At 63.3% G+C, this 23,638-nt stretch carries 17 protein-coding genes and 1 pseudogene; 15 read left to right on the plus strand and 3 right to left on the minus strand.

All coding sequences use genetic code 11. The annotated features are described in order from the left end of the window. The first annotated feature begins 8 nt into the window (after window positions 1-8). The 12 genes from BFC21_RS02635 (at window position 9) to BFC21_RS02700 (ending at window position 14,879) form a co-directional block, all read left to right on the plus strand. Window positions 9-1,163 (plus strand): acyl-CoA dehydrogenase family protein, encoded by a 1,155-nt coding sequence (locus tag BFC21_RS02635; RefSeq protein WP_088377105.1) that lies wholly within the window; start codon window positions 9-11, stop codon window positions 1,161-1,163. An 8-nt stretch (window positions 1,164-1,171) separates the two neighbouring features. After that, window positions 1,172-2,230 carry an acyl-CoA dehydrogenase family protein gene (locus tag BFC21_RS02640; RefSeq protein WP_088377106.1) on the plus strand — a complete coding sequence of 353 codons (1,059 nt, stop codon included), beginning with the start codon at window positions 1,172-1,174 and terminating at the stop codon, window positions 2,228-2,230. Window positions 2,231-2,232: 2 nt separating this feature from the next. After that, window positions 2,233-3,384, plus strand: a complete 1,152-nt coding sequence (locus BFC21_RS02645; RefSeq protein ID WP_088377107.1) for an acetyl-CoA C-acetyltransferase — start codon at window positions 2,233-2,235, stop codon at window positions 3,382-3,384. 10 nt (window positions 3,385-3,394) lie between these two features. Continuing rightward, window positions 3,395-4,273, plus strand: coding sequence for an SDR family oxidoreductase (locus BFC21_RS02650; protein WP_120265651.1), 879 nt, complete (start codon window positions 3,395-3,397; stop codon window positions 4,271-4,273). Between the two features lie 149 nt (window positions 4,274-4,422). Beyond that, a complete protein-coding gene (locus BFC21_RS02655) occupies window positions 4,423-5,208 on the plus strand; it encodes an SDR family oxidoreductase (protein ID WP_088377109.1) in 786 nt (261 codons plus the stop codon). Between the two features lie 10 nt (window positions 5,209-5,218). Continuing rightward, window positions 5,219-5,689: a MaoC family dehydratase gene (locus tag BFC21_RS02660; RefSeq protein ID WP_088377110.1), complete on the plus strand. Its 471-nt coding sequence runs from the start codon at window positions 5,219-5,221 to the stop codon at window positions 5,687-5,689. 9 nt (window positions 5,690-5,698) lie between these two features. Beyond that, complete coding sequence (locus tag BFC21_RS02665; RefSeq protein ID WP_088377111.1) at window positions 5,699-6,907, plus strand: acetyl-CoA C-acyltransferase; 1,209 nt, start codon at window positions 5,699-5,701, stop codon at window positions 6,905-6,907. Between the two features lie 853 nt (window positions 6,908-7,760). Next, the gene (locus BFC21_RS02680; protein ID WP_095005610.1) at window positions 7,761-9,857 is read left to right on the plus strand and encodes a bifunctional diguanylate cyclase/phosphodiesterase; all 2,097 of its coding nucleotides are present in this window, start codon (window positions 7,761-7,763) and stop codon (window positions 9,855-9,857) included. Window positions 9,858-9,923: 66 nt separating this feature from the next. Continuing rightward, a complete protein-coding gene (locus BFC21_RS02685; RefSeq protein WP_016780488.1) occupies window positions 9,924-10,670 on the plus strand; it encodes an SDR family oxidoreductase in 747 nt (248 codons plus the stop codon). A 198-nt stretch (window positions 10,671-10,868) separates the two neighbouring features. After that, entirely contained in the window at window positions 10,869-11,369 is a 501-nt protein-coding gene (locus BFC21_RS02690; protein ID WP_120265652.1) for a sigma-70 family RNA polymerase sigma factor, read from the plus strand. Beyond that, window positions 11,366-12,343 (plus strand): FecR family protein, encoded by a 978-nt coding sequence (locus BFC21_RS02695; protein WP_120265653.1) that lies wholly within the window; start codon window positions 11,366-11,368, stop codon window positions 12,341-12,343. Before BFC21_RS02690 ends, BFC21_RS02695 begins: the two co-directional genes overlap by 4 nt. A gap of 100 nt (window positions 12,344-12,443) precedes the next feature. Beyond that, the gene (locus BFC21_RS02700) at window positions 12,444-14,879 is read left to right on the plus strand and encodes a TonB-dependent siderophore receptor (protein ID WP_120265654.1); all 2,436 of its coding nucleotides are present in this window, start codon (window positions 12,444-12,446) and stop codon (window positions 14,877-14,879) included. Between the two features lie 843 nt (window positions 14,880-15,722). Here the strand turns inward: BFC21_RS02700 and BFC21_RS02705 are convergent. Beyond that, on the minus strand, window positions 15,723-16,961 hold the full coding sequence (locus BFC21_RS02705; RefSeq protein ID WP_088377116.1) for an AGE family epimerase/isomerase: 1,239 nt from the start codon (window positions 16,959-16,961) through the stop codon (window positions 15,723-15,725). 92 nt (window positions 16,962-17,053) lie between these two features. Continuing rightward, a complete protein-coding gene (locus tag BFC21_RS02710) occupies window positions 17,054-17,917 on the minus strand; it encodes a LysR family transcriptional regulator (protein WP_088377117.1) in 864 nt (287 codons plus the stop codon). Between the two features lie 176 nt (window positions 17,918-18,093). Between BFC21_RS02710 and BFC21_RS02715 the strand changes: the two genes are divergently transcribed. The 3 genes and pseudogenes from BFC21_RS02715 (at window position 18,094) to hcnC (ending at window position 21,063) form a co-directional block, all read left to right on the plus strand. Then, window positions 18,094-18,411 carry a (2Fe-2S)-binding protein gene (locus BFC21_RS02715; RefSeq protein WP_016780495.1) on the plus strand — a complete coding sequence of 106 codons (318 nt, stop codon included), beginning with the start codon at window positions 18,094-18,096 and terminating at the stop codon, window positions 18,409-18,411. Continuing rightward, a pseudogene (gene hcnB, locus BFC21_RS02720) lies at window positions 18,408-19,805 on the plus strand (cyanide-forming glycine dehydrogenase subunit HcnB). Before BFC21_RS02715 ends, hcnB begins: the two are co-directional and overlap by 4 nt. A 1-nt stretch (window position 19,806) precedes the next feature. Beyond that, window positions 19,807-21,063 carry a cyanide-forming glycine dehydrogenase subunit HcnC gene (gene hcnC, locus BFC21_RS02725; RefSeq protein WP_088377119.1) on the plus strand — a complete coding sequence of 419 codons (1,257 nt, stop codon included), beginning with the start codon at window positions 19,807-19,809 and terminating at the stop codon, window positions 21,061-21,063. An 85-nt stretch (window positions 21,064-21,148) separates the two neighbouring features. Here the strand turns inward: hcnC and BFC21_RS02730 are convergent, their stop codons facing one another. Continuing rightward, a complete protein-coding gene (locus BFC21_RS02730; protein WP_088377120.1) occupies window positions 21,149-23,581 on the minus strand; it encodes a TonB-dependent siderophore receptor in 2,433 nt (810 codons plus the stop codon). Window positions 23,582-23,638: the final 57 nt, after the last annotated feature.

Consider the following 23,638-nt stretch of genomic DNA (forward strand, 5'->3'; position numbering starts at 1 on the left):
AGCTGAAGATGGATCTGACTTACTCCCCCAAGCAGAAAGCTTTCCGTCAGGAGGTGCGCCAATGGCTGGCGGACAATCTGCCGGCCACGCCGCTGGCCAGCTACGACACCCGTGAGGGTTTCGAGCAGCACCGCCAGTGGGAAGCCAGGCTGTTCGAAAGCCGGCTGTCGATGGTCATGTGGCCTACCGAGCTGGGCGGGCGCGGCTGCGATCTGATCGAGTGGCTGATTTTTGAAGAAGAGTATTACGGTGCCGGCGCGCCGATGCGGATCAATCAGAACGGCCAGTTGTTGCTGGGCCCGACCCTGATGGAGTTCGGTACCGAGGCGCAGAAAAAACGTTTCCTGCCACGCATGGCGGCCAGTGCCGACATGTGGGCCCAGGGCTGGTCGGAGCCCAACGCCGGTTCCGATATGGCGGCGATCACCAGCAAGGCCACCCGCGACGGTGACAGCTACGTACTTAACGGCCAGAAAACCTGGTCGACGCGGGCGATTTTTGCCGACTGGCTGTTCGGCCTGTTCCGCAGCGACCCTGGTTCAAGCCGTCACCACGGCCTGTCGTTTGTGATGGTGCCGCTCAACGCACCGGGGGTCACGGTACGTCCGATCAAGGCCTTGAACGGCAAGGATGCGTTTGCCGAAGTGTTCTTCGACGACGTGCGCATACCGCTGGAAAACCGTATCGGTGACGAAGGGCAGGGCTGGCATGTAGCAATGGCCACCGCTGGATTTGAACGCGGCTTGCTGCTGCGCTCGCCGGCGCGCTTTCAGTACACGGCGCGCAAGCTGGTGGAGCTGTATCAGGCCAACCGCGCCAGCGCCGACCGTGACCCGAGCCTGGGCGATGCGGTGTGCAAGGCCTGGATGGATGCGCAGGCGTACACCCTGTCTTCCTACCACACCGTGGGGCGTTTGAGTCAGGGCGCGCAGATTGGCGCCGAGTCGAGCACCAACAAGATCTTCTGGTCGGAGCTGGATTTGCGCATGCACGAAACTGCCATGCGCATTCTCGGCGCCAGTGGTGAACTGACCGGTAAATCGGCGGATGGCCACGACTGGCTGGAGGGCTTTCTGTTTGCCCAGGCCGGGCCGATCTACGCCGGCACCAACGAGATCCAGCGCAATATCATTGCCGAGCGCATGCTCGGTCTGCCGAAGTGAGGCCGGGCATGGACTTTACCTTTACCGAAGACCAGATCACCTTCCGCGAGGCCATCAGCCGTTTCCTGATGACCGAAGCCGCCCCCGAGATGCTCCGTGAAATCTGGGAAACCGATGTGGGTCGCTCCCCGGATCTGCGCAACAAGATTGCCGAGCAGGGCCTCACTGCGCTGTCGATCCCCGAGGCCTATGGCGGCCTGGGCATGGACGATGTGGCCTGGGCGCTGATGACCCAGGAGTTGGGTTACTACGCCATTCCTGACTCGCTGGGTGACACCGCGTATGTGGCCAGCGCCCTGATTGCCGGGCTGGATGACAGCGTTGCCCGGCGCGGCGAATGGCTGGAGCGCATTGCCGACGGCAGTTTGCGGGTGGCCATCGGGCACCCGGTCAATCCGTTGGTAGCCGATGCCGCCCACGCCGATTTGTTGCTGCTGGCCCACGGCGATGAAGTCCATGCCGTGCCGCGCAGCCAGGTCGATGTGCAAAACCACGCCAGCCTCGATGCCTCGCGGCGCCTGGCGCAGGTCAGCTGGCAGCCCGCTGCGGCCACCCTGGTGGCGCAGGGCGAGCGGGGCCGCGCACTGTGGGCGCAAACCCTGAATCGGGGCGCGCTGTCGGTGGCCGGGCAGTTGGTTGGGCTGGCCCAGCGCATGCTCGATTTGTCGGTGGATTACGCCGCGCAACGCAAACAATTTGGCAAGCCCATCGGCAGTTTTCAAGCGGTCAAGCACCACCTGGCCGATGTTGCCACGGCGCTCGAATTCGCCAAGCCGGTGCTGTATCGCGCCGCTTATGCCCTGGCCCATAACGAGCCGAATGCTGCGGTGTGGGTATCCCAGGCGCGCCTGGCCAGTTGTGAAGCCAGCTGGCTGGCGGCCCGTCACGGCATCCAGGTGCATGGCGCGATGGGGTACACCTGGGAAGTCGACCTGCAAATGTTCATGAAGCGTGCCTGGGCCCTGGATAACGCCTGGGGCGACCGTGCGCTGCACAAGACCCGTGTGGCCGAGTATGTATTGAGTGGTGCGGCGCCCCTGGGCCCCGGCCATACGTTCGAGGATTGAGCATGCCCCAAGCCTATATTGTTGATGCCCTGCGCAGCCCCACCGGCAAACGCAAGGGTGGCCTGGCCCATGTCCATGCCATCGACCTCGGTGCCCATGTGCTCAAGGCACTGGTGGAGCGCAACGGGATTCCGGCCGACGAATATGACGACGTGATGTTTGGCTGTGTCGATACCATCGGCTCCCAGGCCGGTGATATTGCCCGCACCAGCTGGCTGGCTGCCGGTTTGCCGTTGAATGTGCCCGGCACGACCATCGATCGCCAGTGCGGCTCATCGCAGCAGGCTTTGCATTTCGCCGCGCAAGCGGTGATGAGCGGCACTCAGGATGTGATTGCCGTGGGTGGCGTGCAGACCATGACCCAGATCCCGATTTCATCGGCGATGCTGGCCGGTCAGCCGCTGGGCTTTGCCGACCCGTTCTCTGGCAGCAAAGGCTGGAAAGCGCGCTTTGGCGAGCAGCCGGTCAACCAGTTCTACGCCGCCCAACGTATTGCCGACCACTGGAACATCAGCCGCCAGGACATGGAAGCCTATGCCCTGCAAAGCCATCGGCGGGCGCTGGAGGCGATGGCGGCCGGTCGGTTCGTCAACGAAATCGTGCCTTGTGAAGGGCTGCGGGACGACGAAACCCCGCGCCATACCAGCCTGGCGAAAATGGCCGAGCTGGAGCCGGTATCCGCCGAGTTCCCGTCGATCACCGCTGCCGTGTCCAGCCAGACCTGCGATGCTTCAGCGGCCTTGCTGGTGGTCTCCGAGGCTGCGCTCAAGCGCTACAACCTGACGCCCCGAGCGCGGATCCATCACCTCTCGGTGCTCGGCGACGACCCGATCTGGCACCTCACCGCACCGATCGCCGCCACCCGCGCGGCGCTGAAAAAAGCCGGCATGCGCATGCAGGACATTGACCTGGTCGAGATCAACGAAGCCTTTGCCTCGGTGGTCATGGCCTGGGCCAAGGAGCTGGATTTCGACCCGGCCCGCACCAACGCCAATGGCGGCGCGATTGCCCTCGGCCATCCGCTGGGGGCCAGCGGCGCGCGGTTGATGACCAGCCTGCTTAACCAGCTTGAGCACAGCGGTGGCCGCTATGGCCTGCAAACCATGTGCGAAGGCGGCGGGCAAGCCAACGTGACGATTATTGAGCGCCTCTAGGAGTAACGACATGGCAATTTGTGCAGGACGTACCGTCATCATTACCGGCGCGGGCGGCGGTTTGGGCCGCGCCTACGCGCTGGCGTTCGCCGCCGAGGGCGCCAACGTAGTGGTCAACGACATTCGTCGCGAAGCCGCAGAAGAGGTGGTCTCGGACATTCGCCAGGCAGGCGGGCAGGCCATCGCCAATACCGATGACATCACCACCCTCGCCACGGCGCAGCACATCGTCGACGCTGCGCTGGCGGCGTTTGGCGAAGTGCATGTGCTGGTCAACAACGCCGGCATCCTGCGCGACCGCATGTTTATCAGCCTCGCTGAAGAAGACTGGGACGCGGTGATGCGTGTGCATTTGAAGGGGCATTTTTGCCTGGCCAATATCCTCGGTAAACGCTGGCGCGACCTGGCCAAGGCGGGTAAGCCGGTGGCTGGGCGCATCATCAATACCAGCTCCGGCGCGGGCCTGCAGGGTTCGGTGGGGCAGTCCAATTACAGCGCGGCCAAAGGCGGGATTGCTGCGCTGACCCTGGTGCAGGCAGCAGAACTGGCGCGTTACGGCGTGACCGCCAATGCCCTGGCCCCGGCGGCGCGTACGTCGATGACTGAGAGCGCGATGCCGGACATGGTGAAAAAACCTGAAGACGGCGGCTTTGATGCCTGGGCCCCGGAAAACGTCGCGCCGTTGGTGGTGTGGCTGGGCAGTGAACTCTCGGGGGAGGTGAGTGGGCAGATCATCGAAAGCCAGGGTGGGCGCCTGTCCTTGGGCGATGGCTGGCGCACCGGCGTAACCCGCGACAAGGGCGCGCAATGGCAGCCCGAAGAAGTGGGCGTTGCCCTGGGCCAGATTCTGGCTGAAGCACCTGCGCCGCAGCGGGTGTGGGGTAGCTGATAACGCAGGCCCTCACCCCAACCCTCTCCCGGAGGGAGAGGGGGCTGATTTGTGGTGTTCTCGAAACCGCGTGCGGTCAGTCCCCTCTCCCTTGGAAGAGGGTTAGGGTGAGGGGCTTTTGATTTTTGATTAAAAAAGAGCATTCAACCATGAGACAAGCCCCCCCTTATGTCCCCGGCCACCAGCTACTGGCTGGCAAGTCGATTTTGATCACGGCCGCAGCCGGCGCCGGTATCGGTTACGCCGCCGCCAAACGCTGCGCCGAAGAGGGCTGCCGCGCCCTGATGATTTCCGATATCCACCCACGGCGTCTCGAAGAAGCCGTCGAGCGGCTCAAGGCTGAAACCGGCTTGCAGGCGGTCTACGGCCAGCTGTGCAACGTCACCGTCGAAGCCGACGTGCAAGCCCTGGTCGCCGCCGCCGAAGAGGCCCTGGGCGGCGTCGACGTGCTGATCAACAACGCCGGGCTTGGCGGCCAGGTACGCCTGACCGAAATGACGGATGAGCAGTGGTCGTCGGTACTGGATATCACCCTCACCGGCACCATGCGCATGACCCGCGCCATGCTTCCGCACATGGAACGTCGTGGCGCCGGGGCCATCGTCAACAACGCCTCGGTGCTGGGCTGGCGCGCGCAGAAGGAACAGGCCCATTACGCCGCGGCCAAGGCTGGGGTCATGGCCCTGACCCGTTGCAGCGCCCTGGAAGCTGCCGAAAACGGTGTACGGATCAATGCTGTGGCACCGTCGATTGCCCTGCATGACTTTCTGAAAAAAGCCGCCAGCAGCGAACTGCTCGACCAGCTTACCAGCCGCGAAGCCTTTGGCCGCGCCGCCGAAGTGTGGGAGGTGGCCAATGTCATGGTGTTCCTGGCCAGTGACTACGCCTCGTACATGGTCGGCGAAGTGCTGCCCGTCAGCTCGCAACAGGCCTGAGGAGGCGCATATGAGCACGACTTTCAGCAGTGCCGCCCAGTTGCTGGCCGCCGAGGGGATTGATCTGGGGCGCACCGACTGGCTGTTGCTGACCCAGGAACGGATCAACCTGTTTGCCGAGGCCACCGGCGATCACCAGTGGATCCATGTCGACCCTGAGCGCGCCGCCAGCGGGCCATTCGGAGCCTGCATCGCCCACGGTTACCTGACTCTGTCGCTGGCCAATCTGTTTATGCCGCAATTGATGCAATTCGAAAACCTGGCGATGGGCGTCAACTGTGGCACTGACCGGCTGCGCTTCCCGGCAGCGGTCAAGGTCGGTTCGCGAATTCGCGGCCATGGCCAGGTGATGCGGGTCGAAACACTGGGCCAGGCCGTGCAGGCCGTGGTGCGCATAAGCGTCGAAATCGAAGGCAGCGAACGCCCCGGCTGTGTGGTGGACACCATCAGTCGCTACACCTTCAACCCTCTTGAACAGTGAGCCTTGAGTATGAATTTGAATGACGTTGTGATCGTCTCCACCGCCCGCACGGCCCTGACCAAATCCTTCCGTGGCTCGTTCAACGATACCGAAGCGCCGGTGCTGGGCGGCCACGTGGTGCGCGCGGTGGTCGAGCGCGCGGGCATCGAGCCGGGCTCGGTGGAAGACGTGATCATGGGCGCCGCTGCCCAGCAGGGCACCCAGAGCTACAATATCGGGCGCCTGTGTGCCTATACCGGCGGCCTGCCTGACACTGTGCCGGGCATGGCGCTTGACCGCATGTGCGCCTCTGGCCTGATGAGTATCGGCGTGGCGGCCAACGGCATCATGACCGGCGAAATGAAGATAGCCGTAGCCGGTGGCGTGGAGTCGCTTTCGCTGACCCAGAACAAGTACAAAAACACCTACCGTGCCCAGTCCGAAGCCGTGCTCGAATGCATGCCCACGGCGTATATCCCGATGCTTGAAACTGCAGAAATCGTGGCCCGGCGCTACAGCATCAGCCGCGACGTGCAGGATCAGTATGCGCTGCAGAGCCAGCAGCGCACGGCTGCCGCCCAGGCTGAAGGTTTGTTTGCCGACGAGATCGTGCCATTGGCGGCGCGCAAGCTGTGCTTTGACAAGGAAGGCAAGCCCAGCGGCCATCAGGACGTGATCGCGGACCGTGATGAGTGTAACCGTCCCTCCACCACCCTCGAAGACCTGTCGAGCCTCAAGCCGGTGTGGAAAGACGGCAAGTGGATTGAACAGGGAGAGTTCATTACGGCAGGCAATGCTTCGCAGTTTTCCGATGGTGCCGCTGCGGTCTTGCTGATGAGCCGTGGCGAAGCCAGACAACGTGGAATCGAAGCCCTGGGCGTGTATCGCGGGATTGCCGTGAGTGGTTGTGCGCCGGAAGAAATGGGCATTGGCCCGGTGTATGCGATTCCCAAGTTGCTCAAGCGCTTTGGCCTGACGGTGTCGGATATTGACCTGTGGGAAATCAACGAAGCGTTCGCCTGCCAGGTGGTGCATTGTCGCGACTTCCTGCAGATCCCCAATGACCGCCTGAACGTCAATGGCGGGGCGATTGCCATTGGTCATCCGTTCGGCATGTCGGGTGCGCGAATGGTGGGCCACAGCCTGCTTGAAGGTCGCCGCCGTGGCGCGCGGTTTGTGGTGGTTGCCATGTGCATCGGCGGCGGCATGGGAGCAGCGGGGTTGTTTGAGTTGAACTGAAGGTAGGGGGGCAGTTTCTGTGTGGGAGCGGGCTTGCCCGCGATTGAGGCGATACGGTCAATCAGGCACACCGCGGTGCGACCATCGCGGGCAAGCCCGGCTCCCACAGGCATTGCGCCGACCTTGTGGGAGCGGGCTTGCCCGCGATTGAGGCGAAGCGGTCAGTCAGACATACCGCGGTGCGACCATCGCGGGCAAGCCCGGCTCCCACAGGCATTGCGCCGACCTTGTGGGAGTGGGCTTGCTCGCGATTCAGGCGATGCGGTCAGTCAGGCACACCGCGGTGCGGTCATCGCGGGCAAGCCCGGCTCCCACAGGCATGGCGCCGATCTTGTGGGAGTGGGCTTGCTCGCGATTCAGGCGATACGGTCAATCAGGCATACCGCGGGGCGACCATCGCGGGCAAGCCCGGCTCCCACAGGCACTGCGCCGATCTTGTGGGAGCGGGCTTGCTCGCGATTGAGGCGATACGGTCAGTCAGGCATACCGCGGTGCGGCCATCGCGGGCAAGCCCGGCTCCCACAGGCATTGCGCCGACCTTGTGGGAGCGGGCTTGCTCGCGATTGAGGCGATACGGTCAATCAGGCATACCGCGGTGCGGCCATCGCGGGCAAGCCCGGCTCCCACGGGCATTGCGCCGACCTTGTGGGAGCGGGCTTGCTCGCGATTGAGGCGATACGGTCAATCAGGCATACCGCGGCGCGGCCATCGCGGGCAAGCCCGGCTCCCACTGGGAGGGCATGGGGCTTAAGGATTTAGTCGCGCGGATAGGTGCGTAAAAGCAGGGAAGAAGTACAATTGCGCTTCTTTACCGGGCATGGACGCTGTTCGGCATCTGTTCACGAGAAGGCCCATGGTTTCCGCTAGTTACTCCCCCGCGCTGGTTCTGATTTCCCTGTGTGTCGCCATTCTGGCGTCGTACACCGCCCTTGATCTGAGTGGCCGCATTGCCACGGCGCGAGGCCGGACCGTGTATCTGTGGATCGGCGGCGGGGCGCTGGCAATGGGCTTTGGCGTGTGGTCGATGCACTTTATCGGCATGCTCGCCCTGCAGTTACCCCTTGAATTGGGCTACGACCTGGGGCTCACCCTGTGGTCGTTGCTGGTGGCCATTCTGTCTTCGGGCTTTGCCTTGTGGCTGGTCAGTCAGCCACGGTTGCCGGCCCTGCAGTTGCTGTTCGGTGCCCTGATCATGGGCGCGGGCATCAGTGCCATGCATTACAGCGGCATGGCCGCGTTGCGCATGCAGCCGGGTATCGACTATGACCCGACACTGTTCGGCCTGTCGCTGGTGATTGCCGTGGGGGCTTCGGCGGCCGCATTGGCGATCGCCTTTCGCTTGCGCAGGCAAACCCCCTATGTGCGGCTGATGCGCGGTGGCGCTGCGGTGATCATGGGCCTGGCGATTGTCGGCATGCACTACACCGGCATGGCCGCTGCCAATTTCCCCATCGGCAGTTTTTGCGGTGCCGCCATCGACGGCTTGAGCGGCAACGGCCTGGACAATCTGGTGCTGGTGTCCAGCCTGGCTGTACTGGTGATCGCCTTGCTGACCTCGATTTTCGATGCCCGCCTCGATGCGCGTACCGCCGCCCTGGCGGACTCCCTGACCCTGGCCAACGAAGAACTGACCCAGCTGGCGTTGCACGACACCCTCACCGGGCTGCCCAATCGCATCCTGCTGGCCGACCGCATCGGCCAGGCGATGAACAAGGTGGCGGAGCAGGGCGGCTGTTTTTCGCTGATGTTTATTGACCTCGATGGCTTCAAGCCGGTCAACGATGCTTTTGGTCATCACCTGGGCGACCGCCTGCTGCGCGAGGTCGCCCTGCGCTTGCGCGAGCAACTGCGCAGTCAGGACACCCTGGCGCGCATTGGCGGTGACGAGTTTGTCTTGCTGGTGCGCCTGCTTGAGCCGGACGATGCCCCGCAAGTGGCGGCGCGTCAGGTCAGCCTGCTGTCCCGGGCGTTTCGCGTCGATGAGCATGAGTTGCTGATTTCCGCCAGTGTCGGTATCGCGCTGTACCCCGGCAATGGCCTGACCGCCGAGGAATTGCTGATGAACGCCGACGCGGCGATGTACCACGCCAAGGGCACCGGCAAGAACGGCTACAGTTTTTTCGACGCCTCGATGAACACCAATGCGCGCAAGCAATTGCAACTGCTGCAGGACTTGCGCCAGGCCCTGGAGCTGCAGCAGTTTCGTCTGCATTACCAGCCCAAGTTCGACGCCAGCAACAGCCAGCCGGTGGGGGCTGAAGCGTTGTTGCGCTGGGAGCACCCGCAGCAGGGGTTGCTGCTGCCGGAACACTTTATCGACCTGGCGGAAAAAACCGGCCTGATCATCCCCATCGGCGACTGGGTGCTCAACGAAGCGTGCCGGCAGATGCGCATCTGGTTTGATCAGGGCTATAGCCACTGGCGCATTGCAGTCAACCTGTCGGCGTTGCAGTTCTGTTATTCCGGCCTGGTCGAAAGCGTGGTCGCGGCGCTGGAGCGCCACCGCCTGCCCGCCAACAGCCTGACCCTGGAAATCACCGAAACCACCGCCATGAGCGATGCCGATGCGAGCATGGTGGTGTTGCAGCGGCTGTCGCAAATGGGCGTGGACCTGTCCATCGATGACTTCGGTACCGGCTACTCCAGCCTGATGTACCTCAAGCGCCTGCCCGCCAATGAACTGAAGATCGACCGCGGCTTTGTGCGCGACCTGGAGCACGACAGTGACGATGCGGCGATTGTCTCGGCCATTGTCGCGCTGGGCCAGGCCCTGGGTTTGCGCATCGTTGCCGAAGGGGTAGAGACCGATACCCAGCAAAGCTTTTTGACTACCCTTGGCTGTGACGCCCTGCAGGGTTTTCTGCTGGGCGAGCCCTTGCCGGCGGAACAGTTTATGGCTGATATCCACAGTGCCAGGCCCGTCGAGCCAGACAACAAGACGGCGACCTGACAAAACCGCGCCTTCGCGGTTATTCTGGCAGCCAGATTTGGATCGGTGTAAGGGGAACACGTATTTATGGATAAAGTCATCGTGATCACCGGCGGCAGCCGCGGTATAGGCGCTGCCACTGCCTTGCTGGCTGCCAGGCAGGGTTATCGGATTTGCATCAACTACCTGACCGATGATGCCGCCGCCCATGAGGTGCTGGCACAGGTTCGCGCCCTCGGTGCCAAGGCCATTGCCGTGCGTGCCGATGTCAGTGACGAAGAAGAAATCATTCGCCTGTTTCTTGACGTCGATGAACAACTGGGACCGGTGACGGCGCTGGTCAACAATGCTGGCACCGTGGGGCTCAAGTCGCGGGTCGACGAGTTGACCGACCTGCGCATCATGCACACCCTCAAGACCAACGTGCTGGGGCCGATCCTGTGCGCCAAGCATGCGGTGCTGCGCATGTCGCCACGCTACGGCGGGCAGGGCGGCAATATCGTCAATGTGTCATCGGTGGCTGCCCGCCTGGGCTCTCCCGGCGAATATGTCGACTACGCCGCTTCCAAGGGCGCGCTGGACACCTTCACCCTGGGCTTGTCCAAGGAACTGGCGGGGGAAGGGATCCGCGTCAATGCCGTGCGCCCGGGCTATATCTTCACCGACTTCCACGCCCTGAGTGGCGACCCGGGGCGAGTCAGCAAACTTGAACCGCTGATCCCGATGGGCCGCGGCGGGCGCCCCGAAGAAGTGGCCGAAGCCATTGTGTGGCTGCTCTCGGACAAGGCCTCCTACACCACGGGTACCTTCCTGGACCTGGGCGGCGGTCGCTGAAGGCCCTGCTCCCACAAGGTCGGCGCCATGCCGGTGGGAGCCGGGCTTGCCCGCGATGGTTGCGCCACGGTGTGCCTGACTGACCGCATCGCCTTAATCGCGAGCAAGCCCGCTCCCACATGGCTTGCATTTAGGCTTGATCCGACGATAATGCGACTTATTGCTATTTAAGTATGGTTATCTATCGTGTCTAGCCCTGTGGATCCCAAAAGCCTGCTGGCGAACCTGTATCACGACAATCATGCGTGGCTGCGCGGCTGGTTGTCGCGACAGGTGCGTTGCCCGCAGGATGCGGCTGATCTGGCCCAGGACACCTTCTTGCGCGCCTGGGACGCCCGGCAACTGGAGCGTATCCAGGAACCTCGCGCCTACCTGAGCACCGTGGCCCGGCGCCTGCTGTGTTCGCTGTGGCGGCGGCGCAAGCTGGAGCAGTCCTACCTCGAGCAATTGGCCGAGCTGCCCCAGGCCTTCGCCCCCTCCGCCGAAGACATTGTCCTGGTACGCGAGGCGATCGAAGCCATCGACCGCGTGCTGGAAGGCTTGCCGTCGCGGGTCAAACGCGCTTTTTTGCTCAATCGCCTCGAAGGCATGCCCCAGCAGGCCATCGCCGAGTTGCTGGGCGTGTCGCTGGCCACGGTGGAGCGCGATTTGCGCCGCGCCTTTGTTCATTGCCTGTCGCAGACGGCGGAGTGCCCATGAGTACAGCCAAGGTAGATCCGGTCACCCGTGCCGCCATTGACTGGATGCTGCGTCTGGAGTCCGGCCAGGCCTGCCCGTCGGAGCGCCAGGTGTTCAAGGCCTGGCTGGCCGAGAACCCCGCGCACTTGGCCGCCTGGCAGCAGGTCGCGGGGGTGCTCAAGGCCCAGGTGGCTGACCTGCACTCGGCGGAGCGGCGCAGCCCCGGGCAGTTGCAGGCCGCGCGCCGGGCCCTGCTGGCCAGCACTGTCACGCCCGGTAAAAAGGCCCTGCAAGGCGGCCTGCTGCTGTTGCTGCTGGGCCTGGCTGGAGCAGGCCTGGTGGACCGCGTCACGCCCCTGGCAGGCCTGACGGCCGATTACCAGACGGCCACCGGCGAGCGCAAGACGGTCGAGCTGACCGATGGTAGCCTGCTGACGCTCAATGCCCGCAGCGCGGTGGATATCCAGTTCAGCAGCGGCCAGCGCCGCGTGCGCCTGCGCGAAGGCGAGCTGCAGGTGGAGGTGGCCGCCGATGCCAAGCGGCCGTTTGTGGTCACCACCGCCCAGGGCCAGGTGCAGGCGCTGGGGACGCGCTTTATGGTGCGCCAGGGCAGCGATGAAAGCCTGGCCAGCGTGCAGCAACACAGCGTGCAACTGGACACCCTGGGCGGTCAGCAGCGGCGCATCGAAACCGGTCAGGCGGTGTCGTTTACCGCCACCCAGATCGACCCGCAAACCCCGACCTCGCGCAGCCAGACCGACTGGCTGCAGGGCCGCGTCGAACTGCATGATGAACCGTTGTCGGCCCTGGTCGAGGCATTGCGGCCCTACCAGACCGGCATGCTGCGCATCAGCCCTGAAGCGGCGCGGGTACGGGTGTTCGGTGTATTCGCGCTGGACAATACCGCGCAAACCCTCAATACGCTGGCGCAAACCCTGCCGATCAAGGTCACGCGCTACGGACCGTGGCTGACCCTGATCGAGGTGCGCCGGTAAAAACACCAGAATGCGAATTAATTGCGAATAGGGTGAGGGGAACGCCTTTCTCGTTGGTCAAGGTTACAACTGCCTACCTTGCAACGAGAAAGGACGCCCCATGCCGTACGCTCAACCCAAAACCTGCCTGCTGGCGCTGGCCATCACCCTGAGCATTGCCTGTCATCCACAAGGCGCGCGAGCAGAGGTCATGCACGGCGAACAAAGCGCTACGCGCTTTTTTGACCTGCCTGCCGCGCCGCTGGGCGTGACCCTGAGCCGCATCGCCCGGGACAGCAACATGACCCTGTCGGTGGCGCCGGCCTTGTTGCAGGGCAAGACCTCTGCGCCGGTCAATGGCATGTACACCCCGCAACAGGCCGCTGAACGTGCGCTGGCGGGCAGTGGCCTGGGCTTGAGCGTGACCGACAGCGGCGCCCTGAGTGTGTACCCGCATGCCGAGGCCGGGGCGTTGAACCTGGGCGCGACCAACGTATCGGCGCGTGTGGGCGAGGATGGCCGTGGTCACGTCGACGGCTTTGTCGCCACCCGCTCGGCCACCGCCACCAAGACCGACACGCCGATCCTGGAAATCCCGCAGACCCTCAACGTGGTCACCGCCGACCAGGTTGAGGTGCAAGGCGCCCGCGATCTGACCCAGGCGCTGCGCTACACCCCGGGGCTGAGCACCAACGGCTACACCGACCGCAACACCATTGCCGATGAAATCACCAGCCGCGGCTTTGCCCCGACGTTGCTCTACCTTGACGGTGCCTATCTGCCTTCGGCGGGCAGCCTGGGCGGCACCCCGCAGATCGACCCCTATACCCTGGAGCGCATCGAAGTGCTCAAGGGCCCGTCTTCGGTGCTTTACGGGCAAAACCAGCCGGGGGGCATGATCAATATGGTGTCCAAGCGCCCGAGCACCGAGGCCAAACATCAGGTCAAGGTCGGCACCGGCAGTTTTGACCGCTACAACCTGGCCTTCGACACCACCGGCCCGCTGGACGACGCCAAAACCCTGAGCTACCGGCTGATTGGCGTCGGCAACACCGGCAGCGAACAAATCGACTACACCGAAGACTCGCGCATGCTGTTGGCGCCCAGTTTTACCTGGGCGCCCGATGACAGCACCGAGCTGACGGTCTACGCGCAATTGCAACGCGACGATGCCCTGGCCGACTACCAGTCCTTGCCGGTGGTGGGCAGCTTGTACCGCAACTCCCGGGGCGAAAAGATCGATCGCGACTTCTTCTCCGGCGACTCGAAGTGGAACGATTACAAGCGCGACCAGTATGTGCTCGGCTACCAGTTTTCCCATGCCTTCAACGAGGTCATGACCTACCGCCAGAGCCTGAGCTATATCGACGTCAATGACCGTTACAAGGGCTTTTACCTCAACCGTTTCGTCACCGCCCCGGACGGCGCGACTGACACCCACGCCAGCCGCACCAAACTCGACTGGCGCCAGCAGAACAGCTCGTACAGCTTCGACAACCACCTGCAGAGCGACTTCGTCACCGGCCCCTTGCAGCACACCTTGCTGGTGGGCCTGGACTACCGCGATTTCACTCGCAAGTATCAGGGTTACAACCTGTCCGGCAGCGAGATCATCGACCTCTACAACCCCACCCACTACCGCACCCTGGGCGTGCCGACCCTGACCACCCAATGGGACAACAAGGTCAAGCAGACCGGCCTGTATGTGCAGGACCAGATCAAGCTGGACAACTTTATCCTCACCATTGGCGGGCGCCAGGACTGGGCTCGGGTGGAGAACAACGACCTGCTGGCCAACTCCCGGGAGAGTCAGGACGACAACAAATTCACCGCGCGCGTGGGCCTGACCTATGTCACCTCGTTCGGCCTGGCGCCGTATATCAGCTACACCGAATCCTTCCTGCCGTCGGTGGGCACTGCGGCGCCGGCCCGGGGTGGCAAGGCGTTCGCGCCGATGACGGGCAAGCAATATGAAGTGGGGGTCAAATACCAGCCCAACGACTCCAGCCTGCTCACTGCCTCGGTGTTCGAGATCACCCAGCAGAACGTCCTGACCGGTGACCTTGAGTATCTGGAGTATCAGGTTCAGGCAGGTGAGGTCAGGTCGCGAGGCATTGAAGTTGAAGGTAAAAGCAGCTTCAACAACATTGACCTGATTGCGTCGGTGTCATATCTGGACGTGTTCTACACCAAGTCCAACTACGGCAATGAAGGCAACCGTAGCGAGGCGCAATCGCCGTGGGCGGCCAGCGTGTGGGCGGACTACCACTTTACCGGCCAGGCGCTGGCAGGCGTGACCTTGGGCGGTGGTGCGCGGTATACCGGGAAAAACTTCGGGGATTCGGGCAACACCTTCAAGACGCCGTCGTTTGTGGTGTATGACGCCACGCTCAGCTACGACCTGGCGGCGCTGGATGCGAGCTTCAAGGGTGTGAGCACCCGCCTCAACGTGCAGAACCTGTTTGACCGCGAGTATGTGTCCTCGTGCAACTACAGCTTCGGCTGCTACTACGGCCAGCAGCGCACGGCATCGCTGGAGGTTCAATACGACTGGTGATGTGCCTGATGCACCGCATCGCCTGAATCGCGAGCAAGCCCGCTCCCACAAGGTTGGCGCAATGCCTGTGGGAGCCGGGCTTGCCCGCGATGGCCACGCCGCGGTGTGCCTGACTGACCGTATCGCCTCAATCGCGAGCAAGCCCGCTCCCACAAGGTTGGGGCAATGCCTGTGGGAGCCGGGCTTGCCCGCGATGGCTGCGCCGCGGTATGCCTGATTGACCGCATCGCCTCAATCGCGAGCAAGCCCGCTCCCACAAGGTTGGCGCAATGCCTGTGGGAGGTGGGCTTGCCCACGATGGCTGCGCCGCGGTGTGCCTGACTGACCGCATCGCCTGAATCGCGAGCAAGCCCGCTCCCACAAGGTCGGCGCAATGCCTGTGGGAGCCGGGCTTGCCCACGATGGCTGCGCCGCGGTGTGCCTGACTGACCGCATCGCCTGAATCGCGAGCAAGCCCGCTCCCACAAGGTCGGCGCAATGCCTGTGGGAGCCGGGCTTGCCCGCGATGGCCGCGCCGCGGTGTGCCTGACTGACCGCATCGCCCGAATCGCGAGCAAGCCTGCTCCCACAAGGTTGGCGCAATGCCTGTGGGAGCCGGGCTTGCCCGCGATGGCCGCGCCGCGGTGTGCCTGACTGACCATATCGCCTGAATCGCGAGCAAGCCCGCTCCCACAAAATCGGCGCAATGCCTGTGGGAGCCGGGCTTGCCCGCGATGGCCGCGCCGCGGTGTGCCTGACTGACCATATCGCCCGAATCGCGAGCAAGCCCGCTCCCACAAGGTCGGCGCAATGCCTGTGGGAGCCGGGCTTGCCCGCGATGGCTGCGCCGCGGTATGCCAGCTTTCAGCGCCGCAGCTTGAGCGCGCTGGCCAGGCTGATGGCCAGCGGCAAGCGGGGTAGCAAGGTGGCCTGGTAGGCATGGTAAAGGTCCGGCTTGCCGGGCCAGATGGTCTGCGATGGCAGGTTGTCGGCCCCCAGTTCGTGATGCCAGCTGCCGTTCACACGATCGATCATGTGCAGGTCGATATAGTCCCAGAACTGCTGATACCACACCTCATACCCAGGCTCGTCGGTGCGTTGCAGCAACGCGGCCGCCGCAGCCGCCGCTTCGGCCACGACCCAGTGCAGCCGCTCGCGCACCAACGGTTGATGATTCCAGTCCAGGGTGTAGACGATTCCGCCATTGTCAGCCCAGCCATGCTGGCAGGCGCTGGCGAACAGTTGGCGCGCGTCTGCCAGCAACCACTCGGGCGCCGGCAGCCCGCGTTGTTTGCGCGCCGCCTCCAGGTGCAGCAACAGGCGCGCCCACTCAAAGGCATGGCCCGGGGTTTTGCCGAAAGGGCGAAAGCCGTCTGACGGGTTGTCGCGGTTGTAGTCGGGCAGCGGCTGCCAGTTGTGATCGAAATGCTCCACCGGCAGGTAGCCGGACTGCGCCGCCTGCTGGTGGATCAGGCGCTCGGTAATGCGCAGGGCGCGATCGAGCCACAGGTCTTCGTCGAGGACATCAGCCAGGGCCAGAAACGCCTCAACACCATGCATATTGCTGTTGGCTCCGCGATACGCCTCGCAGTCACTCCAGTCGCCGGCAAAGCTTTCCAGCAGGGCGCCTTGCGGCTCGGACCAGAACCGGCCTTCAACAATGGCCACCGCATCACCCAGCAACTCGGCCGAGCCACCGCGCCCGGCCACTGCTGCCGAGCTGGCGGCCAGCGCGATAAAGGCATGCAGGTAAGCAGCCTTGCGGCGGTTGCCGTCCTGCGCGTCAGGGTTGGCAAACCAGCCGCCATGCTCGCTGTCGCGCAGCGGGCCGGCCAGTGCCGCCAGGCCGTGGTCGATCAGCGGCGCGCATCCAGGCAGGCCTTGAATGTGGGCGAGGGCAAAACTGTGGACCATGCGCGCCGTGGTGAGGGTGTCGGCGGGTGCATCGTCCGCTCGGCGGCCATACCGGTCCAGCTGGGCGAAGCCTGATGGCACGCGGGCGGCCTTGGCGAAATCCACCAGCGCCTGGCCCTGGTCGCGCAGCCACTGTTGATGGGAGGTCGAAGTCAGCCAGCTGTCGTGGGTCCGGGTAAGGTCGGTCATGTGCCACCTGTATTGTTTTTATGCGTTGCTCAGCGCTCGCAGCCTAAGGGATTGGCCCTCGGGCTGAAAGCATTCATCGGTGGCCGATCGTCTTAAATTTCCGGCTCCCACTGCTGCGACCAGTCGCTGTCCTGCTTGACGATCTCGCGCAGTAACGCGATGCCTTCCTGCAAGGCGGCGCAGTCACGCTCGCGGGAGTACACCAGGTAGGTGGGGTAGCTGAATTCCGGGGCCTTGGGCACCCGTTCCAGAGCGCCGCTATCCAGGTAACTCTTGACCACGCGGGTGCGGAAGTAGCCGCTGCCGCCGTTGTCCAGGATGTAATGCAGGGCCACCGGCCCCAGGTTGAAACTGATGGCGGCTCGCGCCTTGTCGGGCAGGGCAGCGTCATGCTGACGGCGAAAGCCTTCGCCCCAATCAACATACACATAAGGCTCGGGCTGCTCGGGGCGGCGGATCTGGATCAGTTTTTCTTCCAGCAACTGCTCCACCTGCACCCCGGGCCAGTAGGCGGGTTGATAGACCAGGGCGGCGTCCAGCAGGCCCATTTCAATCTGGCGCAGCAGTTGCCCGGCATCGCTGATCTGGATGCGCAGGGCATGGGTGGTCAGGTGCTGGCGCAGGGCTTTGGCCCAGTTGAGGATCAGCGGGTTGCACAGGCTGACCTCACCGCCGATATGCAGCAACTGGTCCAGCCCTTCGGGCCGTGGCAGGTCGCGGCGGGCGGCCTCCCAGGTTTGCAGCAGCTGGTTGGCGTACACCACGAAGGCCTCGCCTTCGGGGGTGAGCTTGGCCCCCGCGCGGTTACGGATAAACAGGGTCACGCCCAGCAGGCTTTCCAGCTTGTGAACCCGGGCAGTGACAGCCGTCTGGGTGACATGGAGTTTTTCCGCCGCGCCCACCAGGCTGCCGTAGCGGACGATTTCAAGGAAGGTACGGGCCAGGTCGAGGTCCATAAGCGCGCCAGTGTGCAAGGGGCCTCCAGTGTAAGGGCAATGGCTGAAAAACACATGAAACGCGCCCTTTATTGGCACGCATCAATGTTTGTTTTCAGAAGCAGGCTAAGGTCACCGGTCCTGGCACAAGGTGCCAGTGATTGACCGAGCGACACCCACAAAAAGGAATGACAGACATGGATGACTTGAAGCGACAGTACGATATCCAACCCTTGAAGCAGGCCGACATGTCCATTCTGGTCAATGGCCAGGCTGTCAATGCCGCGCAAGGCGAGACCGTACTCAGCGTGTTGAACTCAGTGGGCATGCGGCAATTGGCCCCCAACGATCACGGGCGCATGACGGGCGCTTATTGCGGCATGGGCGTGTGCTACTGCTGCCTGGTGAATATCGATGGCAGGCACAAGCGTCGCGCCTGCCAGACCGTGGTCAAGCCCGGCATGCAAGTCGAGACGGGTATCAACCGCGTCGCCAGCCAGGAGCTGGTGCTATGAGCGCGCGTGCGGTGATTGTCGGGGGTGGCCCGGCGGGCCTGTCGGCGGCGATAGAGCTGGCGCAGCATGGCGTACAAAGCACCTTGCTTGAAGAAGCGTCGCGCCTGGGCGGGGTGGTTTACCGCGGACCTTTGCGTGACGGCGTTGAGCTCGACTACCTGGGCGAGCGCTACAAGGCGGCGCTGCAAAAATTGCACGGCGAGTTTTCGGCCATTGCCCACTTGGTGGATGTACGCCTCAACCATCGCGTGGTCGGCGGGTAGGGACAGCAAAGCCTGCAAGTGCTGGACGAGCATGAGCAATTGCAGCAAGTCGGTTTCGATCAACTGTTGCTGTGCGCCGGTTGCCATGAACGCAGCGTGCCGTTTCCGGGCTGGACCACGCCAGGGGTGATCATGCTGGGTGGCCTGCAATTGCAGATCAAAAGTGGCGTCGTCAAACCCAAGGGGCCGACGCTGATCGCGGGCACCGGGCCCTTGCTGATGCTGGTGGCGTGCCAGTTGCACGCGGCCGGTGTGGAGGTGGCCGGGGTGTATGAGGCGTGCGAGTTTGGCCGCATTGCCAAGGAAAGCCTGGCGCTGCTCAACCAGCCGCAGTTGTTCCTCGACGGCCTGAGCATGCTGGTTTACCTCAAGCGTCATGGCGTGGCCGTGCATTACGGCTGGGGCGTGGTGGAGGCGTTCGGGGAAGGGGAGCTGAGCGAAGTGGTCGTCGCCCCCTATTCCAGCACCTGGCAGGCCGACCTAAGCCAGGCGCAGGCGGTAAAGGCCAATACCCTGGCGGTGGGCTATGGCTTTATTCCGCGCACTCAGCTCAGCCAGCAGATGGGACTGGAGCACGCCTACAACGTCGACGGTTACCTGGCGGCCAAAGCCGACAGCTGGCAGCAGAGCAGCCAGGCATCCATTCACCTGGCCGGCGATGTCACGGGCATGCGCGGGGGCGAGGCGGCGATGCTCACGGGGCGGATCGCCGCGTTGTCGATCCTGCTGCAGCGTGGGGTCCTGAGTGAGAAACAGGCGCTTGAACAACGCCGCGAGTACCTGTCCAGGCTCAATACCCTGATGCGCTTTCGCGGCGGGATTGATCGATATACCCGCCGCGGTACACGCCAGATTGACCTGCCGCAGGCCGACACCGTGGTCTGCCGCTGCGAGCATGTGACCCGCGCCGATATCGACCTGGCCCTCAGCCAGGGCGTGCAGGACATGGCCGGCCTGAAAATGCGCACCCGGGTGAGCATGGGCGACTGCCAGGGGCGCATGTGTGTCGGCTATTGCAGTGACCGCCTGCGTGAAGCCACCGGGCGCCAGGATGTGGGCTGGTTGCGCCCGCGTTTTCCGCTGGAACCCGTGCCATTTTCGGCGTTTACCAATGCGTGCAAGGATGCCTGACATGATCAAGACTTATGACGTTGTCATCGCCGGTGGCGGAGTAATTGGCGCCTCCTGTGCCTATCACCTGTCCCGGCGCAAGGACCTGAAAATCGCCCTGATCGACTGCAAGCGCCCCGGCAATGCCAGTCGCGCGTCGGCAGGCGGGCTGTGGGCCATCGGCGAGTCCGTGGGGCTGGGCTGCGGGGTGATTTTTTTCCGCATGATGTCGGCCGAACGCAAGCGTGAGGCCCAGGGTTCGGCGGTGATAGTCGACGCCACCACCCCGCATATCCTGCCGGAGTGTTTTTTCGATTTCGCCCTGCAATCCAATGCCCTGTACCCCGGCCTGCACAAGGAGCTGCTGGAAAACCACGGGATGGATTTCAAGTTCGAGCGCACCGGGCTCAAGTATGTGATTTATGACGATGAAGATCGCCTGTATGCCGAGCATATTGTCGCCAATATCCCCCATCTGGCCGATGAGGTGCGCTGGCTCGACCAGGCGGCGCTGCGCGAGGCAGAGCCAAGCGTGAGCCATGATGCGCAAGGTGCGCTGGAGTTCTTGTGCGATCACCAGGTGAGCCCGTTCCGCCTGACCGATGCCTACACCGAAGGGGCTCGGCAAAATGGTGTCGATCTGTACTTCAACACCACCGTGACCGAGGTCATGCGCCAGGGCAGCAAGGTGACCGGTGTGCGCACTGACAACCAGGGCGCGTTCCACAGCACAACCCTGATCAACGCGGCGGGTGCCTGGGCAGCAGAACTCAGTGTGATGGCCACCGACCTGAGCATCCCTGTGGCGCCGGTCAAGGGCCAGATTGTGCTGACCGAGCGGATGCCCAAGTTGCTCAACGGCTGCTTGACCACCAGCGATTGCTACCTGGCGCAAAAAGATAACGGTGAAATCCTGATTGGCAGTACCACCGAAGACAAAGGCTTCGACGTGACCACCACCTTCCCTGAAATCACCGGGCTGGTACAGGGGGCGATGCGCTGCATTCCCCAGCTCAAGGACGCCAACCTCAAGCGCACCTGGGCCGGGCTGCGGCCTGGTTCTCCCGATGAGTTGCCGATCCTGGGGCCGATGCAGGGGGTAGAGGGGTATCTGAATGCGTGTGGGCATTTTCGCACCGGCATCCTGACGTCGGCGATCACCGGCGTCATGCTCGATGCACTGGTGCGCCACGAGCCGCTGCCGCTGGATGTCACGCCGTTTTTGGCAGACCGCTTTGACTTGCAGCCGGTGGGGGTGAGAAAAGCCGTGGGTGCTTGATACAGGTTGCTCGCGATGGCACTGGCCTTTCGCGAGCAAGCCCGCTCCCACAGTGTCGATGCATGACCTGTGGGAGATCTGTTGATTAAAAGGTGTACCTGGATGTCAGCATCAGGCTGCGCGGTTCGCCGTAGTAGGTGGTGTTGAAGTTGCCCAGGCCCGACAGGTACTTTTTATCGAACACGTTGTTGGCGTTGAGGTTGAACGTCAGGTGTTCGTTGTACTCGTAGCGGGTCATCAGGTTGACCAGGGCGTAGCTCTGCTGCTCGATGATGTCGTAGTCACCCTTGGCATCGTTGTAGATCTTGCCGTAGAACGGGCTCTGCCAGTTCACGCCACCCCCCACGGTAACCTTGTTCAGCACCCCCGGCAGGCGGTAGGTGGTGAACACCCGCGCCACGTCTTCGGGCTTGGTGGTTTCCAGCGGGTAGCCGTAGACACGTTCGCCATCGTCGGCGCGGGTCCGGGCGTAGGTGTAGCCGGCCATCAGGTTCCAGTCCGGCATCAGCTCACCGGCCAGCTCCAGTTCGATGCCGTTGGTGGTGGCACCATCCAGGGATTCAAATATGCCCAGGTTGGTCTCTGCGTTGGTGCCAATCTGGATGGGTACGTTTTTCTGTTCGGTGCGAAACACCGCCGCACTGGCATTCAGGCGGCCGCCGAAGTATTCAGCCTTCACCCCGAGTTCGTAGCTGTTGCCTTCGGTGGGCGCCAGCGTGGTGCCCGAGCTGCTGCGCTCGACAAGGGGTTTGTAGATCGAGGTGTAGCTGCCGTAGACCGAGTAGGTATCGTTGATGTCATACACCACCCCGGCGTAGGGCGTGACCTTGCCGTGTTGCTTGGACGTGGTCTTGTTGTCCTGGAACGAGCTGGACTGCTGGTAGTAGGTGTAGGTGCTGTTGTACTGGAAGTCGCTCAGGCGACTGCCGAGGATGATCGACCAGTCGTCTGCCGGCTTGAAGCGTGCGGCGATATAGGCACTGTTCTGGTTCTGGTTGGTTTCGTACTTGCCGTTTTTCGGGAAGTCCGGCTGCGGATATTTGCCGTTCCAGTCAAAGATGCTGCCCGGCACCAGGCCAAACTGGGTGCCGTCAAAGGTGGCGCCGGTCTGGCGCGACGATTGTGACGTGGCGCCCACCACCAGCTCATGTTCACGGCCGAACAGGCTGAAGGGGCCGCTGGCATTGATGTCGAAGGTGTTTTGTACGCGATGGCCTTCCCATTTGCCCCAGTAGAAGAACATGCCGTCCCCCGTGACCGGGTCAGGCTGGCCGCCGCTGGCCGAGGCGAGCAGGGTGTCGTGGTCGTTGGTTTGCTGGGTGAGGGTGCCTTTGACCTTCCAGTCATTGGCAAAGCGGTGTTCCAGGGAGGCGAAGGTGGACTGGATCTGCACGTCACGCCGGCTCCAGTCGGTGGCCGGGTTGAACGAACGGCTGAAATCGGTCTTGGTGTAGTTCGAAAAGTAGTAGGGGTTGCCGGTCCAGGACGCGCCGCGCGGCTTGATGTTCTGGTAGTCCATGCCGAAGGTGAACAGGGTGTCGGGGGTGAGGTCGGCCTGGATGATGCCGTAGAACACGTCGTTTTTCTTCGAGGCGTGATCGCGGTACGAGTCGGCATCCTGATACACCGCCACCAGGCGCCCGCGCACGCTACCGTCTTCATTCAGTGGCCCGGAAATATCGCCTTCGGTGCGGTAGTTGTCCCACGAGCCCGCGCTGGCGGTGACCGAGGCCTTGAACTCGCGGGTCGGTTTTTTGCGGATCAGGTTGACCGTGGCCGAGGGCTCGCCGGAGCCCGAGAGCAGGCCGGTGGCGCCCTTGACGATATCGACGCGGTCATAGAGGGCCATGTCGACCTTGGTTGCGCCTTCATCGAATACCCCGTCATACAGGGTGTTGACGCCGTCGTACTGGAAGTTGGTGATGGCATAGCCGCGAGCGGAATACTCCATGCGTTTGCTGTCGTAGGCCTGGGTGGACACCCCGGGAGCATTGCGCAGCACATCGCCAATGCTCTGGGCGGCCTGATCGTCCATCAGTTGGCGGGTTACTACGGTGACGGTCTGCGGGGTTTCGCGAAGCGACAGCGGCAGTTTGGTCGAGCTGTTGCTGGCGCCGGTGGTATAGGCATGGGTGTCTTCGGTGGTCAGCGAGTCGCCCTGGCCCTGACCGGTAATGTTGGTCGCGCCCAGCTCCAGGCCTTTGCCCTGGGGCGCGTTCAAAATCACTGTATCGCCATTGAGCTGCCAGGCAATGCCGCTGCCTTGCAGCAGGGACTCCAGCGCCTTGACCGGTTCCAGCGAACCGCTGACCGAACGCGACTTGATGCCCTGTACCTGATCCGGGCTGTAGAGGATTTGCAGGTTGGCCTGCTTGCCCAGTTCATTCAGCGCACTGGCCAGCGCTTGCGCCGGGATGTTCAAGGTCACTGGCGCCGCCTGGGCAATGGAAGTGGCCAGCAGCATCGAGGCCACCAGGGCGATCGAAAGAGGGGTTCGGCTCAAGTTGGGTTGTTGCATCGCGTGCCTAGGCTCCGAAGTAGGAAAAGTCTTTTTTGTTAATGGGAATAGTTATTA

This window comes from Pseudomonas sp. TMW 2.1634 (genome assembly GCF_001703595.1).
Lineage (GTDB): Bacteria > Pseudomonadota > Gammaproteobacteria > Pseudomonadales > Pseudomonadaceae > Aquipseudomonas > Aquipseudomonas fragi.